Genomic DNA, 17271 nt, shown 5'->3' with positions numbered 1-17271 from the left:
TTGTTGAGTGAGCTTAAACATAAGAAATAAATGTGAGAAGCTTACATACGATAACATCCACAGGAAGCTTACCATCTACGCAAAAATCAGCATCACATTCCACATGTTTATGCATGAATTGATAAGCGGCTCTCCCCTCGTTTAAATAGAGCTCACACTCTGTTGCGGAAGCCCCTCCCTCCCTTATAAAACGCCTTGCCATTGCAATATCAATCGGCGTATCGATATAAACCGACAAATCGATTTCGTTTTTCAACTGGTTGTTCAAGTAGGAGAATGGATAATCTAGAATGAGATAATGGGAATCTCCTTTTTCTACAACTCTTTTAACGTCGCGTATAAATGACGTGATGTCCCACTCATTATAATCGGCCTTGTTTTGTCCCTTTTACCAAAGTCACTTGGCCCCTCTGTTTTATACTCATCAAAATGGAGTACTATGGCCTCTGTTAAACGATCAGTAAGCTTTTTGGCGATGGGCGTTTTCCCCCCTCCAGAAACCGCCGCAATTGCAATAACGAGTGGTTTCTTCTTTTGATTATTCCTTGATTTATTCTTCATTTCTCATTAAGACTCACTTTCAAACGTCTTTTTAAGAAACAGCAAAACTTCTCGAAACGAATGTTCTGCCGCCTTTGCGCTCCCCTTTGCTGTACCACCAAAGGTCATTGTCATTTTTCCTCGATTTGTGATCGATCGTGTTGTTGGCAAATAGGGCAGGGCTGCTGGAAAAGCAGAAAAATGACCCGCGTCTTTGTAGCTTACAAAGCAAGGTTCTCTTTGATCCCCATGTTCGCGCAACCGATCTGTTAACATCTTTGAGAAATGGATGGCTGGTTGAAGCTGATCATCTTCTCCACAAATAAACATCATTTTGCCCTGTATTTTTTCAACAGGAATAATTGTTTGATTTACTTTCTCTTTGTCATTTAATGCCGCATATGCACCTGACAAATTTGATATTGGTTTCGCTGTAAGCCAGTTCCCAAGAAAACGAAAGAACTCTCTTGGACTGGATTTCGGCAGAAAGTATGGCAGTTCTACCCCTTTGTACGTCCAAGCAGGCTCATTGATCATTTGTAAGTTTTTATTACCTGAAAACATGAGTGCACTGGGAGCAACAGCAATAATTGCTTTTAATTGTGGAAATACAGTTCCAGCAAGTAATGCCAATTCCGATCCTCTTGAAAAACCCACGATTCCAAGCTTTTCTTTATTAACTTGGTCTTGCTCTCCAAGCCATTGTAAAGCCGTTTCAACATATTCTAATGGAATCCGTTGAATTCCCTTTGGTAATCCCTCCGCTGCATAATAAGCTAATGCAAGAGCTGCATACCCATTTGAGGCAAGCAATGCCGCTGCTTGTTCGTGTACAGCCGCATCAGATCCACCAACGATGATAACCCCAGGGCAATTTGTTTTTGTTTTTGGGAGATACAGCTGTCCCACTAGTTCTCGAACATCCACCTCTATTGATGTCACATCATCTAGATAAAAACAGCGCTCTACTTTTGCATGTGCAAGAGCTTTACGTTCTTCATATGCAGTTAAGTAAACGGTCTGTGGTACAGCTGAATGTTTCGTAAAACCTGTATTTACTCTTTGAACGGGTTCCATTGACCAAAACAAACCCATTGCATCAGCTTCCGCATACGTCCCTTCTATTGGCTTCTGTTTCACAAGATCCACTTCACCTAGTTCGTCTGCTTCAAACGTTGCTTGTGATTCAAATTTCTGGCCAGTGTCATCGGTCGTCGTGGCTATAATTGTAATGATGCTCCCAGGCTCACTGCCAGTTAATTGAATAGCAACTTGTTCATCTGTAAGAGCCCGTTCCGGAGTTACCTGAAGTACTACTTTTGTTTTGTCTTTCACTTCCATTTGAAATCCCCTCCAAATGTCCAATCTAGACTAGACTGTTAGCCTCATAACGTTATAAATTGATTATTAATACAATTCGAACGTCAAGTGTTTCACATCAATGTTCACGCTGCCGATCCCTTTCTTTTTCTTGCTCTGACCCACTTTCCCGTTTTGATTTGATCAATAAATACACCGCCAAACCAAAATAAAGAACAGCAAGACCACCAAAGACAATGATTGCTGCACGAGGATTCGTTAGCATTTGTGACAGAATAGCCGCTAAGGCTAAATAAAGAGAAGCACTAATCAAGTATACTTTATGTCTTGGAAAATGTTTCATTACACTCACCTCAAATTTAGTGTAGCATTCATTTGAATATTGTTAAATCCCAGAATTCAGAAGTGCACTTAACTCTATAAACCAACCTCGATCGTTTGCATCTCCTACTAGCTAATCTACGAACACTGTTTTTCCATGAACCAAGTGCTTTTCATCTCTTTCACTCTATTTATAAGAAATTCGTTATTCTCACCTTTTTTCCTCTATTAAAACGCAAAACACCTAGCGGTCATCCACTAGGTGTCTCTATCTTTATTTCTTATTCCTGTACAAATACATCGTAAGCGGAGCAAAGATAATCGTTATGATTGCTGATACAAAGAATACCCAACCAATGTCGCCTGCTGTAACAGACCCATGCATCAATCCGCGAACCGCATTCACCAACAGAGAAATGGGATTGATATCTACAAAGGCTTCTAGAAATGAGGGAAGCGTTTCTGGATTTACAAACACATTACTGACAAACGTAAGTGGAAATAATACCATCATACTGACCATCATTAATGATTTATCTGATCTCATAATGAGACCAAGCGTTGTCCATATCCAAGAAAGGCTAAAGCAGAATAGCAAGATTAACCCGACTGCCGCAACTACACCTAGAAAACCACCTTCAGGGCGGAAGCCAAGAATAAGACCAAGAATAATCATAATCGTCGAGGCCATTGTGTATCGAACCGTATCAACAAGAAGTGATCCGACGAGTGCAGAAGGTAGCCAGATTGGCAAGGTCCGAAAACGGTCAAAGATGCCTTTTCGAATATCATTATTCAAATCAAGGCCCGTGTACATCGTAATTTGTGCAACGGTCATAACGAGGATACCAGGCAACAAAAACTGCAAATATTCACCCGTTGAACCAGAAATCGCTCCACCAAATAAATACGTAAACATTAGCAAAAAAATGATTGGAAAAACAGTCACATCAAACATCTGCTCTGGAATATGTTTAATTCGAAGCAGCGTCCGTGTGGCAAATGCCATTGTTGCCGCAAGCGGGCTCGGACGAGGAGGGCGCTCACTTTTAGCAATCGCTTCTGCTAATTGGTTGTTCCGATCTGGTTTCTCACGTTCAATCGCTTCACTCATTCGCTTCTCTCTCCATTCTGTTCTGCATTTACGACTTCTTCTCCTGTAAGGGTCAAAAAGACTTCATCTAAGCTCGGCTGTCCAAGCGCAAATGTGCGAACCGCAATCTGTTCATCAGCCAATTTTCCAAGCGCCGCCGCAGCAAGTGTTGGATCCGTTATTTGTGCGATTAAGGAAGCAGCGTCTTTTGCCGGATGGATCGCGATATGTCCACTTTCCTCCAAAACTTGAAGCGCTTTTTCACGAGCACTTTCATCTTGTAACGTAATATGCAATGTATTTGTCCCAACTGATGCTTTTAATTCACTACTTGTGCCTTCCGCAATAATTTTCCCATGGTTAATGACAGCAATTCGGTCTGCTAGCTGATCAGCCTCTTCTAAGTATTGAGTGGTAAGCAGCACTGTTGTTCCTGCGTTCACAAGCGTTCTAACAATGTCCCATACTTGGTTACGACTACGCGGATCAAGTCCTGTTGTGGGTTCGTCGAGAAAAAGCAGTTCAGGCGTCACGACGATGCTAGCCGCTATATCAATTCGTCGTCTCATCCCGCCAGAATAATTTTTCACTTGCTTTTTTGCCGCTTCTTCTAAGTTAAACGCATGGAGCAACTCTTCGGCCCGAGCTTTTGCTTGTTTTCGTTTATAACCCATAAGCCTGCCAATCATCGTTAAGTTTTCAATCCCAGTTAAGTCCTCATCAATTGAAGCATATTGTCCAGTTAAACTAATGCGGCTACGTACTGCATCCATTTCTTTACTGAGGTCGTGGCCAAAGATTTTTGCCTCGCCACCATCTGGCTTTAATAGCGTCGCAAGCATCCGAATCGTTGTTGTTTTTCCAGCACCATTTGGTCCTAGGAAGCCATAAACGGTTCCTTTTTCTATTGATAAATCAACACCATCAACTGCTCGATGATCTCCAAAAATTTTCACAAGCCCTTTTGCTTCAATCGCTTTCTCGTTCATACCGAACCTCCCTATTATGCAAATTCTATTTAAGACATTTTTTGAAATTTTGATTTGTGTTCCACTTCCCAATGAGCAAATGATCGATGGGGGACGACCAGTTATTTGCTCCACTGTAGGAAGAATCACACTTCCTTCTTTAGGCGGATTTTTCCCCATCAAAACAAAGAATCAATATCCTCTTCTTCATATTCTTGTGCTGCCCAATTCAACCTTGCTTCTGGCTCAGTCATCTCATTAAAAGCAATCGATCTGCCCAAAACAACACCAATGGTTTGAACCGCTTCTCTGCGCGACAATACCTCCTTACCAGTCAACAGATAGCTCTTGCCATGATGCCCACCTTCCATTAATGCTGTGACAGCAACAGCGGCGATATCCCCCTCATGGATCCTGCTGCTCCGCGCATCTCCAAACGGCTTGTGGACAGTCCCATCGTTTTGAATTGAATCTTGCCAATCAACAAGTGCATTCGCCATAAATTCACCAGGCTTTAGCAGCGTCCATTGCATTTTGCTCGCTTTTAGTTTATGTTCAATCTCCCCTTCTTTATAACCAACCAACACAGCCACATGTTTGATGCCAGCCTCTTCAGCTAGTTTGATTATACCTGGGTCAGTCTTTAAATCGGGATTATACTCATCACTTGAACTCAATAAGAAGAGCCCCTCCGCATGATCAAAGAGCCCGATTCGTATCAGGATCATTTAAATCACCTTTCACCACTTCAACCGCATTTGGCAAGTTCGCTTTATCCGGGTTGCGTGAAAGCGCTCGGACGTTTACACTCTTTTTGACTAGCTAATTAACGACATGCCTTCCAACAGTTCCTGTTGCTCCTGCAACGACAATTCTCACTTACCTCACCCCTTTTTATACATTTGTTGAACCGCCACTACCTCCCGCATTACTTTTTCTCGTAATTCCTTTGGATAAACAACTTCGACCATTGCGCCATAACTAAGCACGACCGAGATCGCATAACTCCATGTGTAGAATACCGTGTTTACAGTGATATTCTCTCCGTTCTGAAACCATGCTTCTTTGAACTGTTCCGAAACCCTCTGTTTTACAGATGTGTTAAACCGTAACAGAGTATGAATTTCTTCGTTTTCCTCGCTTGCACTTTTGGGCGTCACTGGGTTCGAAACAAAAGTTTCCTCAAGTACTTGGAGGTTTCTCATTCTCGACACACGAAAGATGCGCGCCGATGACCGCTTTAAACAATAGCACTCCACATACCAAACACCCTTTTCCCATAACAAATGCAACGGCTCCACTTTTCGGTGTGATTCATAATTTAGAGCGTCAGTATAAGAGAATTCGACTCGCTTCTTCTGTTGAACGGCTTGCAATACATTCCTTATGACACCTCTCTCTTCATCATATCCCCCGAGTTCCATAACCACTTTTTTCTGTAATTCCTCGCTCTGAAGCGCTGGTTGCAGTGCACTCAACTTATTCGCAAGTCCACTACCAAATGCCGTGTCCACCCCTTTTAATAAAGAATAAATAAGCAGGAGATCGTCGAGAGAGAACGTTTGTTTTGTTAAGAAGAAGCCATTCATCAATTCAAAACCACCGTCTGCACCAGAAAATGAGGCGACTGGAACACCTGCCTGATTAATCAATTCAATATCACGATAAATCGTTCGTATCGACACTTCAAAACGGGCTGCTAAATCAGTGGCAGTTACTCTTCTTTTCGTCAACAGCTCCATCGTAATGCCAAGTAACCGCGCTAATTTCATATGAACCTAACTTCCTTCCCTCTCGACTTTCTAAAGCATAGCGCAGTAATCCTGACATCTAGTGTGTCAGGGTTTATTTATACTTAAATGATTAACAAAGAACTTCAACTACAAACCCACCTGGCGCATTCACATAAAATGTATACCCATGCGCATGTTGCGGCGGATCAACTTTAAACCCATCTTGTTTCAATCGAAGATTTAATTCATCCACCTTTGATTCATTTTCTTGCATAAACCCAATATGGAATGTTTGCGGGTAATGGACATTTTTCCCTTTCATCAACGTTAGAACCAATCCATTCTCATCCATTAAAGCAGCAAACCCGTCGCCCCTACTCCCAATACATTTAAGTCGAAAATAAGTTTCCAAAAAAGCACGCGCAGCCACTACATCATCAACCGTTAAGTTTAAGTGATTTACCTTCAACTTCTTCACCTCTTTCTCTTAACTCTTTTCCCATTGTACGACTCTCATGCAATTGCTAAAGTCAAATCAATTTGGTGAAGATAAAGGCAGGCTTTTCACATTAAAAGGTTGTACATAAACATTAATGTTTTTCTTGAATATAGGACAAAGCACAACATTAAATTGTTCATCTTTCATGCATGAAGCAATCTAACTAAATACAGTTATAATCATTGTAATAGATACTCCTTCTTTTCTCTTCACTTTTTTCTATCTCTTTTTAAGATTAGCAGGTGACGTTACGTTGCACGCAACAATTATTTTTTCCGATTATTCCTCTTTACTCTGACATTATGTCATACTTTATAGTAAAAAAAGAGAGGGGGAGGACAATGAAAATTAGTGAATTAGCTACCGAAACAGGTGTTAGTATTCGTTCAATCCGTTATTATGAACAAAAGAATCTCATTCGCCCACAACGTCTTGACAACGGTTATCGACTATTTGAAAAAACTGATATTAATCGAGTAAAGGCTATTCAATTATTTTTAGATTTAGGTCTCAATACGGAAGAAATTGAACCAATTATACACTGTGGCTCTTTACAGCCTGTTGATGGTTCAGTCGAATGTTCAGCGACAGCACTCACTTTATACGAAGAGAAACTTCAGCAAACGCAGCAACAAATCAAGCAATTAAAACAGTCTGAGTCTCATTTAATTGAACTTATTTCATTCTGGAAAAAGGTGCATGCGAAGCAAAAGAACGAGGAAGAGCAATGAATGTGCGCCTACTTATTTTAGTGTTCGGGACGTTCATTATCGGCACTGACGATTTTGTTATAGCTGGCCTATTACCAGAAATTGCAGCTGAAATGAATGTCTCGATTGCCGCAACTGGTCAGTTAGTTACGGCATTTGCACTCGCTTATGCCATAGGAGCGCCCATTTGGGGAACAATTGCTTATCGATTCGATATCAAGAAGCTTTTGGTTTTTTCTATGCTTCTTTTCACAGTGAGCAACGCCCTATCAGCAGTTGTTTCCTCATTTGAATGGCTTTTTGTAACACGCATCACCGCTGCCATATCTGCAGCACTTTTCACACCGCTTGCTATGGCCGCCTCCACTCAGCTATCAAAACCATCTTCTAATGGTAAAGCACTCTCGTTTATTACAGCTGGCCTTACAATCGGACTGATCCTAGGAGCACCAGTCGGTACTTGGATCGGCACTACATTCCATTGGCGCTACTCGTTTGCATTTGTAGCTACTATTTCCCTTTTGGTTGCATGTGCCATTTTATTGTTTATGCCTAATCTAAAAGGCGAGGTAGCTTCTTCGATCAAAGAGAGATTATCAAGCTTTACTAAATCAATAGCTCTTACACTATGCGTAAGCATTATCGCAACAACAGGTGGTTTTATGACGTACACATACATCGCCCCACTTATTACATCAGCTACTGGAATTCAATCAATTAGCCTCTTTTTACTGTTAATAGGCATCGGGGCTTTCGCTGGAAATTTGTTAGGAGGGATTTTTACTGACCTAGTTGGTGCTCGTAAGACATTGGCGTTTTCCTTGCTCGCATTTTGCGTATTACTTAGCTCCTTCTCATTTATTACGCTCATTTCAAACCCGTCTACGTCGACTATACTAACAATCATCGTTGCATTATTGTGGGGTATTCCTGGGTTCGGCATGAACCCTGCCATCAACTCTTTTCTTATCTCATTGAATCCAAAACAAGCAGCAATGGTCCTTTCTTTTAGCGCTTCTGCCTTATATACAGGTATTGGATTAGGAGCTCTTCTAGGCGGTGCCGTCATTAGCCTCACATCAATCTCTTTTTTAGGGATTGCTAGTGGAGGAGTATTACTCATTGCATTTGTTCTCTTTCGATACGTTGCTAATAAAGGATGATTTCTAGTTTAAAAACCGTTTTAATCACTTCTTTTCGTTTATTATTAAACAAAAAGGCTGGTGACCCATTTTGCTCCAATTTGATGACTCCATTCACCTTCACGTTGGCTACTATGAAGATGGATATGATCTTGAAGGAATCTTTTTTAAAGTGGCACAGGAACCAGTCTGGTGTTTGTTTTTCGACCCCAATACGTATAACCTTACTCTCCGTCACCCGGAACGTTACCCAAAGAGTGACGATTTGGGTCATTTAGTCGGTCTCTATGCACAAGAGGAGATGAACAGCCAAACCGGTGCCACACATTTAAAAACATTTTTGAAAATAGAAGGTCTTATTCGTTAAACAAACGCCTTCGTGTTGAAGGCGTTTCCTAGTGGTCTTTCTATAGCCAAACTAACTAACCGGTAACGGACTTCTTTCTGACTTGTTAGCTGCAAATATACAAATGAAATTGACAACAATTAAACAAGCACTAATAGCAGCAGCAACAATGGTTACTGGTGTGAAAATCTCCATAAATAGATGAACCGCAAAAAACACTGCTAACAACGATCCATTAATAAATATACCGAGACTGACGACAATGGTATAAACCACTTTGAAAAACGGCCCTCCAATAAGATACATCACAATTGCACCTGCATATGATACAACTGTCATCGCGAGCCCACTCCACATTCCAAAATCACCAAATTGATTTGAATTCTGTCCATGTTCAGCCAGTGGCGTTAATGTGATGAGGACAGTTAACAAACAAAATAAGAACATCGATACCACCGACCACATGAACACTTTTTTCTTTTGATTTGTCATTAAAAACACACTCCTCCAACCTCTCACTTCTGTATAATTTTACTCATTATTTCGAATAAAAAAATCAGTCTTCGGACTGAAAAGTATCTCAACCTAAAAGAATAATTGAAGATGCATCACATAAACGAACTGAAATTACCGCATTAAAAGAATTTGTTTGCATCTGTAGGAAGATGCCTAACTCGATTAAGGTACTTAGTCATATTTTTATCGTCGTCCTGTGGAAAATTAAAACCCAACTTCTCCGCCACATCTATTGCCAAGATTCTAAACAATTCACACGCTTTAAAAATAGATTTCCACATAGTATCGTAAGAAGCATCTGAGTATGTCTCTTTATACATAACCCAATACGCTTCCGGTAAGTAGCGTTTAATGTATTTTCCTAACTTTCCAATCGACAACTCGAAATCTGTATTTATTCCAATCCACCAAGATACCATTTCATCCAACGTATGCCTTGTAGTGTATTCGAACATGAGCTTCGCATAAGGCAGCTCATCACGCCAAATCCCCTTTGCTACGTTTTGTAAACACCACCAGAAATTATTAACGCAACTAGTAAACTCACCAACTGAAGGCTCTTTCACATGATAATCTGCATCGCTAGGCGGGCCAATAGTAGGCAACAGTTGATCTTTATCAAGCAACGGAATCGTTAGCTTATCCTCACCATATTCAGAAAGAGTAGCCTCTATTGTTTGTAGACGAAGATCTAGTCGATTTCCATCATTAAACAACATCAAATATGCATATGTACGCTCGAAATTCACTTCCAAACTGCGACCTTGATCCAGTTTATCAGGTTCTTGAAGCATGAATAACTCCCCAAAAACACGAATCCACGTAGCATCTCGTATAAAAGTGGCTGTTTCTTTTACAACGTAAACGATATCGTAATCTTGGAAGATATCGCTTTGTATTCGGGGATTTGTTCTTGAGCCATTCATATAAACTGCTCGAATACGGTCATCCTTCTTTGCGTAAGTTAAAATTAAATCCATCATTTCTTGTTCACTTCTCATTCTTTCCCTCCTCTATGAACGCATCAACACATCCACCACTTCAAACCATTCACAAACAAGCAATAGATCACTAGAATACGCTTGATCTACTTTTTCAAGTTCTTGCTGAAAGTAAGCTTCGTGAATGATTTTCCAATTTTCATAAGAACCATCCCCTTCTGCGATTGCAAATGTTTCACTCACTTCGTTCATGGGCGTCAAACGAACATCTACGGTCACGATTATGGCAACCGGCTGATTCTTTCCATTTAAGACAATCGCATAATCACCTTTTTTTGGAAAAGGTACATCGTTCTTTTCGTAGAAAATCGCTGCGGAACTTGTTGCTGTTTTTTGACCTTGAATGACTAATTTTGCTAAGTCGTCTGGTTTATCACCAAATGCAAATGCACTCGCTTCTGTTACGGTACCTATCTTCGCACAAAAAGAATTCCAGTATTGTCTTGCCGCTTCATTCATAACACGCTTCATCCTCTCATTAAAAAAAGCATGCACCTACTCCTTTAGGTACTTGCTTTCGCGTTATGCTATCACTTAACGAATAACAACCTATACCAGCCTAAGCTAAAAACCATTAGACAATAAATGAGTTAAAAACCACCATTGCTTTTACAAAAGCAAAAATCATTCCGCACAATTCAAGAATTCACCCTAACGACTAAAAACATCATCCAGCAAATCCCTTCTACTTTTATACATGCAATTGTGCAAAAGCTTGAGCTGTTTTATGAGCAAATGCGAGTGGGGCCTCAACTGACTGATAATGAACGTAAATAAGATTTGGGTTTGCAAAAAGCCAATGATTATGGATGGCACTGACGATAAGACCATTACTGATTAAACTGTTCGTAAACCTTGGCACCTCATCTTCAAGCAAGGCGACCTCCCCTAGATTAAGCGCGTTTCCTTCGTGATCTAATGACTCGAATGTCACGCCTGCATGAATGGCTCCATGGGTTGGTCGGCCTTGAATGGTTACGTTCAAATGCCGAAGAATCGAGACTGAGCAGACACCATTTTCCATGCTGGGTTTCCCGTTTAACATCTGAGCAACTTGCTGGCATAACTGCTGGGGATCCACTTTAAAAGACCTCCTTTTTTCATAACTGTATGAAAAAAGGAGGCGCTATAGAACGGAGCTATTTTACATTTAAACCGAGCAACTGTGTAAAAAAAGGAGCCTGGTACTCGTTAATCGTGCAGCCTTTTAACCGATGCAGATCAGCGGTAATCGAGTTAAAAAGGCATGTACTAAGATCAATCTGTTTTAAACTCGTGCCTTCAAAATTTGCTCGATCAATATCACATTCGGTTAATTCCATGTCTTTGAACTGAACGTGATAAAAATCACTTGAGGTTAAGTTCCCATATCTGAAAGCACAATGAGTAAACGTACTTTCTCCAAACATCCCCATCGATAACTGGCATTCTTCAAAAACAACATCTTTTGCATTCAAGTCTGTTAGCTTTGCGCCCATCATTTTGCAGTTCTTAAATAGCACTCGATTCATATAGGCACCAGAAAAATCAGCATTAGAAAAATCGCACTTATGGAATGCTACGTCTATAAAATCTGCTTTCTTCAATTTCGCTAGAGGCATAGATACTTTATTTACACGACAGTTGTTTAATTCCAAATTCTTTATTACAGCTTCTTCATGGACTTCCTCTTCAATTAATGCAACAGTGATTACCGGGTCCAGAGTATCAATAATCGTATTGATCTCCTTCTTTTTCAGAACATCATCTGTAATAACGGGCTCTTTAACGATAACACTCACTCCTATTTAATGAATGAACCCAAATGAATGTATTCATTTGGGTTCATTCTGGGTCATTGTCGAATTTTTATTAAATACCAACGACTTCTTCGTGGTATTCTTCAAGTGTCAAGTGGTTGTCGAAAATATCTTGTGCAACTTCCTCACCTACATAGCGTAGATGCCATGGCTCATAACTATATCCCGTTATTTCCTCTGCACCTTCAGGATACCGAATAATAAAGCCAAAGTGATGGGCATTTTCGGCCAGCCAGCTTCCTTCTGGTGTTTCTTTAAATTCCGTTGTTAATTCCAGATTAACCGACTGGCTCGAAACATCCATCGCTAAGCCCGTTTGATGCTCACTATGCCCAGGTTCAGCGACTGTATCTTGATCCGCTCCATCCTGATTAATTGCGGTTCCATAAATCGACTCTTGTCGCTCAAATGAACGATAGCCAGAAATGGCATAAAGAATGTATCCATCCGCTTCAGCTGCAGCAAATAATTCCTCCAAGGCCGTCCCTGCTTCTTCACGGACATAACGCTTGTCCACATCATCATCAAATGAAAAACGGATATCTGGAGCGACCAAATCAGGTGGTTCATATCCGTCTGGGAGACGATGCTCCGGATTCACATTTGCAGCAATATTTTCAGGGTTTGCGAGAGTTGACACTCCATCCACTTCAATTAACTCATTTAAGTACTTTTCATCAATTGTTAAACGAGACTCATTTCCTTCATCCTCATTTATCTGTGTATTTCCTCGCTCTTGGTCTGTATCTGCACAACCTGCCATTGTCAATAAAGCCAATAAGCCCACACATGTTACATATTTTCGCACTACCATTCCAACTTTCTTAACAACTGTTTTCTATATGCGATTCAAAACGTAAGAATACATCAAGTCTTGACGGATCTAATTCTTTTTAAACGATAGAAAACAAGACAAAAGATGACATCTTTCTACGTTAACAAAAACAATACGCCACGAGGTATAAATGTTCAAGAACCATTCGTTCTTTTTTCTTACCAATCTTATCCATAGAAGTAGATTTTCTGTCCTTAGTCTAAAAAACCCACCATCGTTCAAAAACGATGGTGGGTTTAGTTAAGCTAGAAGCAAACTAAAGAAATAAGCCGTAGTGACGATAAAAAGCAAATAACAAAGTGCAAAGACCAGGTTTTTTCGGATAATGCTATAAGGATTGGCTTGTAGTTGCAGCGCCAAAATCGTTGGAGTTACGTTAAACGGACCAATCATCACTGTGCTTAAACCAACACCGATTAACAATAAACTAACCCCATATGGATGCGCAGCAATCGCATCGGTTAGAAATGGCGAAATAATTGCGATGGAAATAAGCGGATGAAACCCGATAAGTGCAAAGCTAAAAATACACAGGCCTACGAGCAAATAAAACAAAAACAAGGACCCCTCGTTAAAGGTAAAAGCAAATACAGCATTCATGTAGTCAAACCAAACCGTGTAAGGAAATACTTCAACAAAAAAACCTGCTGTTAAAAACAAGAAAAATAAACCATGAAGCTGTGTTGTGTTTCCTTTTACATAAACAAAACTCAGTTTGGCAAACCGTTTTCCCTTATGAATGGCCTTTGCCCATAAGAACGTAAATGGAACAATTAATATCGTTACTGAAAACAAAAATGTTTGTGGCGTTAGCGCATTAAAAACAAGCAACGCAACAATAAAAATGGTAATTGCCATCCCCAGTTGTAACAGTTTACGGTTAAGGGAACGTGGGTCAGCTATTGACACTACTGGCACTTGCAAGTGTACGTCCTTTAATTGACGCTTATGTAGAAACCAGTCAATTGAGATAAACAACGTACTAATGACAAACAGTGTTGGCAAAAGCGTGAGGTAACTTGCACCTGTTAAATCGACAGTGGACGCAACAAGCACTTCCGTCGGGCTCCACAGCAAAACAAGCGCATACGCCCGCAAAATACTATGAGCAAAGAAACGCTGGATAACAACCGGACCAAGTTGATTTAACTTGTTCTTTACCGTTGCGACCACAACTGGTACTGTAGCAACATTCAAAAAGAGTGTTAGCATATAGGTCATAATCGATGTTCTGCGATAGAGCCGGATTGAATTTAATTCAGGCGGGCGACTAATCATATGCCCAAGCGCGCGGTCATATTTTCCAACCGAAATGATGGTACTCATATAAGGCAAAACAAATAAAAGAGACAATAAGCCCGCCATTGAACCAAACAAGTGAAAAAACGGGACATCAGATGGAACATACATAAAATAAAATAGGAGGCCAAGTGTAAAGAAAGAAAGACCAGCCCATAAATACAACCGGCTGGCTCTTCGAATATTTAAAACAATGACGATAAGAGCAAGAATGCCTATGAGTGTTTGTAAAATAGGAACAGCATACACTTCATTTACTAGATAAAATAAAACAATGAATAAGTATAAATAAAAGATAACCGACACCCACTTTGATTAATCTTTACTGAGTATATCACCTTTTCCGCTATGAATTGTATGATTCACTTGAAAAGTCATGTCGTCAAACATCGCTTTTATAAAACAACGCCGCCGTGCCGTTTCCACCTGCCGCCCCAACCGCACTTAACCCAATCTTCGCTCCACTACTCGACATCTCATGCACGAGTCGGACTACGTTAATTGCACCTGATGCACCGTATGGATGACCAAGCGTTAATGCGCCTCCACTTCTATTTAGTTTGCTAGCATCTAAATTCAATTCCTGACTACACGCAACCATTTGTGCGGCATACGCTTCATTCCATTCAACTAGATCAACTTGATCCAATCTAAGTTTCTGGCGATCAAGTAACTTTCTTATGGCAGGCACAGGACTAAAACTCGCAAGATTTGGATCACAGCCAGCACTTGCCCCATCAATAAATGTAAGGATCGGATCAAAACCAAGCCGTTCACATGCCTCTTTTGACATCAGTAAAACCGCTGCGGCACCGTCACTTTTCGCACATGAATTAATCGCCGTTACACTCCCCGCTTGGTTGCTAATAGAAGGCATTCGCTTTAGCAATCGCTCACTCACTTTCCTAATTCCTTCGTCAGCAAGATAACGATGCTCATAAATTTTCTCCTGACGAAACCGTCCCTCTTGTTCCGCTATATATGCTCGTTCATAACTTCTTGCCGCGTAAGCATCTTGTTGCTCTCGTGAAATCCCATAAAGTGTGGCAACATTCTCAGCCGCCACTGCCATATCTGGGTCCCCGATTGTTTCTGGTGAAAAACGGGCTCGAGTTAAAGGGGCTAATCCATTGGTTGGAATACGCTCTGGTTCTAAACTTGTACTTTCAGTTCCACCGGCAATATATACTTCTCCAGCACCAACCTGAATCTGTCTAGCAGCTGTGATAATGGCATCGAGTCCCGAACCACATTGGCCATCAATTGTTGTACCAGGAATGCTCATGGACAAGCCGGCCTCTAACAAGGAGAGTCTTGCTATATTTCCGCCTTCACCAACAGCGTTACCAAGAATGACCCCATCAATTTGTTCAAAGGGAATACCATCTGTTAAATGGTGAAAGACCATAGCAGCTAGCTTTTCCGGACGGTTATTCGCAAGCAGTCCTCGTTTCTGACCAATGACTGTGCGCTTCGCTCTTACAATAAAAACCTCATTCATTTGATTGACCTACTAATGCTTGACGATCAATCTTGCCGCTTGCTAAAACAGGGTAAGCATCCACAAAATGAATTCTTCTCGGACGTTTGACTGGTGGAAGCTCATTGTTTAATAAGACACGAACTTGCCGTTTCGCATCATTTGGTACATTTCCGCCACCTTTTATATATAATTCCATTTGCTTGCCCCAGTAATCATGGCTGATTCCAACTGCAATAGCTTCGTCAACAAACGGCAATGTTTTCGCTAGACGCTCGACCTCTTCTGGGTACACATTATGACCACCTATAATAAGCATATTGCCTGTACGCCCTTTTACATGCACAACGTTATGATCATCTAGATAACCGATGTCACCAACGGTCTGCCAACCTACCGCAGCTAATTCACCCACATAACCAACAAACAAGTATGGACTATGAACATATAATCGTTGTTCTTGATCCACTTTCATTTCCACACCTGGAAAAAGTGTACCAACGGCTGTTTCCTTCTGTTCAGTTTTACTATGATTTAAATACGAGACAAAACTTAGCTCAGAGGCACCATAAAATTCAATTAACTCCGCATTTGGAAAAGACCCTTTTGTTCGTTCCCGTTGTCGTTTACTCCATTTTGCGCCAGACACAATGACAGCCGTCACATTTTCAATTGGGTTTTCTGCAACTCCAATTAGTGCTTGTGTCATCGTGGGGACTGCATAAATAATGTTAATATCCTCATTTTTTACTGTTTGAATGACTTGATGAGGAGCAAACGATGACTCCAAATAAACGGTTGCTCCGATATGTAACGTAAGTACAGCTGCAAATAAAAACAGTGAATGAAACAAAGAACCTGGCACACTAACTCGGTCTCCTGAACAAAGACCAAACACATCCTTTGCCGCATCAAAACTTGCCGACCATGATCGATGGGTCCTCATATACGCTTTCGGATTTCCCGTACTCCCAGACGTGAACCCAATATAAAATGAATCGGTTTTAGTTGCTATTGGCAACACAACGTCTTCTCTATTCGCTTTTACTCCCTTTATTCTCCAGATAGGTAAACGTGCAGTTTGATCCTTATCTGTTAAAAGAACATCTACTTTTGACAAAGCGAATGCCGCATCTTGCTCTCGGTTTGACCATGCGTCATTACTGGGTACTCCAATCCAGCCAAGACTTGCGACCGCTAAAAATGCAAGCAATTGGTCATCCGTTTCTGTTAAGTCAATCGCTATACGAAGAGGAGGAACAAGTCCAGTTTGTTGGGCCTTTGCAACAAATAAATGCCGGTACGTATCGATATCTTTCTGGATTGTAGCGTATGACCGCTTTTTTCCTCGATACACAATTGCACTTTTGCCGGGTTGCTTGTCTGCATGCGCTCTTATCATTTCACCAATTTGCACAGTCCCATCTCCTAAACTCTTTTTAATGAATGGTAGGAGATTCGCTTTCCATTGTCAACCAGTAGTTCTTTGCGGATAACATTTTTATTTTCACACATTCAACATACTTGTTGTTGTATTTCGTTACCCTTATTGCAAATATACAATTAGGCAAAACTCGCTATTTTCATTTGAATTCAACAATTTAAGAATAATCACTTTTTTGTTTACAAATGTAAACATTTAAAGTAAGCTAAAAAGAACTTGGAGGTG

The 17271-nt window shown here is 40.7% G+C and carries 20 protein-coding genes; 3 read left to right on the top strand and 17 right to left on the bottom strand.

What is annotated here, in order from left to right; all coding sequences use genetic code 11:
- Positions 1-315 precede the first annotated feature (315 nt).
- From BK584_RS25155 to BK584_RS21055, 8 genes are all read right to left on the bottom strand, one after another.
- Positions 316-561 carry a zeta toxin family protein gene (locus tag BK584_RS25155; RefSeq protein ID WP_245808927.1) on the bottom strand — a complete coding sequence of 82 codons (246 nt, stop codon included), beginning with the start codon at positions 559-561 and terminating at the stop codon, positions 316-318.
- Between the two features lie 6 nt (positions 562-567).
- Positions 568-1881, bottom strand: a complete 1314-nt coding sequence (locus BK584_RS21085; protein ID WP_078394413.1) for an acyl-CoA thioester hydrolase/BAAT C-terminal domain-containing protein — start codon at positions 1879-1881, stop codon at positions 568-570.
- 97 nt (positions 1882-1978) lie between these two features.
- Positions 1979-2203 (bottom strand): hypothetical protein, encoded by a 225-nt coding sequence (locus BK584_RS21080; protein ID WP_078394412.1) that lies wholly within the window; start codon positions 2201-2203, stop codon positions 1979-1981.
- A 252-nt stretch (positions 2204-2455) separates the two neighbouring features.
- On the bottom strand, positions 2456-3295 hold the full coding sequence (locus tag BK584_RS21075; protein ID WP_078394411.1) for an ABC transporter permease: 840 nt from the start codon (positions 3293-3295) through the stop codon (positions 2456-2458).
- On the bottom strand, positions 3292-4263 hold the full coding sequence (locus tag BK584_RS21070) for an ATP-binding cassette domain-containing protein (protein ID WP_078394410.1): 972 nt from the start codon (positions 4261-4263) through the stop codon (positions 3292-3294). The genes BK584_RS21075 and BK584_RS21070 overlap by 4 nt, the downstream gene beginning before the upstream one ends.
- A 158-nt stretch (positions 4264-4421) precedes the next feature.
- Complete coding sequence (locus BK584_RS21065; RefSeq protein WP_245808926.1) at positions 4422-4970, bottom strand: Rossmann-fold NAD(P)-binding domain-containing protein; 549 nt, start codon at positions 4968-4970, stop codon at positions 4422-4424.
- 156 nt (positions 4971-5126) lie between these two features.
- Positions 5127-6014 (bottom strand): helix-turn-helix transcriptional regulator, encoded by an 888-nt coding sequence (locus BK584_RS21060; RefSeq protein ID WP_078394409.1) that lies wholly within the window; start codon positions 6012-6014, stop codon positions 5127-5129.
- Positions 6015-6105: 91 nt separating this feature from the next.
- The gene (locus BK584_RS21055) at positions 6106-6444 is read right to left on the bottom strand and encodes a VOC family protein (RefSeq protein ID WP_078394408.1); all 339 of its coding nucleotides are present in this window, start codon (positions 6442-6444) and stop codon (positions 6106-6108) included.
- Positions 6445-6815: 371 nt separating this feature from the next.
- On the opposite strand from BK584_RS21055, the gene BK584_RS21050 reads away from it, so the two are divergent.
- The 3 genes from BK584_RS21050 (at position 6816) to BK584_RS21040 (ending at position 8693) form a co-directional block, all read left to right on the top strand.
- On the top strand, positions 6816-7205 hold the full coding sequence (locus BK584_RS21050) for a MerR family transcriptional regulator (protein WP_169871439.1): 390 nt from the start codon (positions 6816-6818) through the stop codon (positions 7203-7205).
- Positions 7202-8347, top strand: a complete 1146-nt coding sequence (locus BK584_RS21045) for an MFS transporter (RefSeq protein WP_078394406.1) — start codon at positions 7202-7204, stop codon at positions 8345-8347. The genes BK584_RS21050 and BK584_RS21045 overlap by 4 nt, the downstream gene beginning before the upstream one ends.
- A gap of 70 nt (positions 8348-8417) precedes the next feature.
- Positions 8418-8693, top strand: coding sequence for a DUF3986 family protein (locus tag BK584_RS21040; RefSeq protein ID WP_078394405.1), 276 nt, complete (start codon positions 8418-8420; stop codon positions 8691-8693).
- A gap of 51 nt (positions 8694-8744) precedes the next feature.
- On the opposite strand, the gene BK584_RS21035 is transcribed toward BK584_RS21040, so the two are convergent.
- The 9 genes from BK584_RS21035 to BK584_RS20995 form a co-directional block, all read right to left on the bottom strand.
- Positions 8745-9164, bottom strand: a complete 420-nt coding sequence (locus tag BK584_RS21035) for a DUF5391 family protein (RefSeq protein WP_078394404.1) — start codon at positions 9162-9164, stop codon at positions 8745-8747.
- Positions 9165-9307: 143 nt separating this feature from the next.
- Positions 9308-10189 (bottom strand): aminoglycoside 6-adenylyltransferase, encoded by an 882-nt coding sequence (locus BK584_RS21030; RefSeq protein WP_078394403.1) that lies wholly within the window; start codon positions 10187-10189, stop codon positions 9308-9310.
- Positions 10190-10201: 12 nt separating this feature from the next.
- Positions 10202-10648: an ASCH domain-containing protein gene (locus BK584_RS21025; RefSeq protein WP_078395791.1), complete on the bottom strand. Its 447-nt coding sequence runs from the start codon at positions 10646-10648 to the stop codon at positions 10202-10204.
- A 232-nt stretch (positions 10649-10880) separates the two neighbouring features.
- Positions 10881-11270: a DUF1259 domain-containing protein gene (locus BK584_RS21020; protein ID WP_281255772.1), complete on the bottom strand. Its 390-nt coding sequence runs from the start codon at positions 11268-11270 to the stop codon at positions 10881-10883.
- Positions 11271-11328: 58 nt separating this feature from the next.
- Positions 11329-11970 carry a pentapeptide repeat-containing protein gene (locus BK584_RS21015; protein ID WP_078394402.1) on the bottom strand — a complete coding sequence of 214 codons (642 nt, stop codon included), beginning with the start codon at positions 11968-11970 and terminating at the stop codon, positions 11329-11331.
- Between the two features lie 70 nt (positions 11971-12040).
- On the bottom strand, positions 12041-12796 hold the full coding sequence (locus BK584_RS21010; protein ID WP_437182755.1) for a M15 family metallopeptidase: 756 nt from the start codon (positions 12794-12796) through the stop codon (positions 12041-12043).
- Positions 12797-13063: 267 nt separating this feature from the next.
- Positions 13064-14428, bottom strand: coding sequence for a hypothetical protein (locus BK584_RS21005; RefSeq protein ID WP_078394400.1), 1365 nt, complete (start codon positions 14426-14428; stop codon positions 13064-13066).
- A 76-nt stretch (positions 14429-14504) separates the two neighbouring features.
- Positions 14505-15623 carry an acetyl-CoA C-acyltransferase gene (locus BK584_RS21000; protein WP_078394399.1) on the bottom strand — a complete coding sequence of 373 codons (1119 nt, stop codon included), beginning with the start codon at positions 15621-15623 and terminating at the stop codon, positions 14505-14507.
- The gene (locus BK584_RS20995) at positions 15616-17019 is read right to left on the bottom strand and encodes an AMP-binding protein (RefSeq protein WP_078394398.1); all 1404 of its coding nucleotides are present in this window, start codon (positions 17017-17019) and stop codon (positions 15616-15618) included. The genes BK584_RS21000 and BK584_RS20995 overlap by 8 nt, the downstream gene beginning before the upstream one ends.
- Positions 17020-17271: the final 252 nt, after the last annotated feature.

The sequence above is a fragment of the Shouchella patagoniensis genome (assembly GCF_002019705.1).
Taxonomy (GTDB): Bacteria; Bacillota; Bacilli; order Bacillales; family Bacillaceae_D; genus Shouchella; species Shouchella patagoniensis.
The sequence above is the reverse complement of the archived record's forward strand: the minus strand, read 5'-3'. Positions and strand labels throughout refer to the sequence as shown.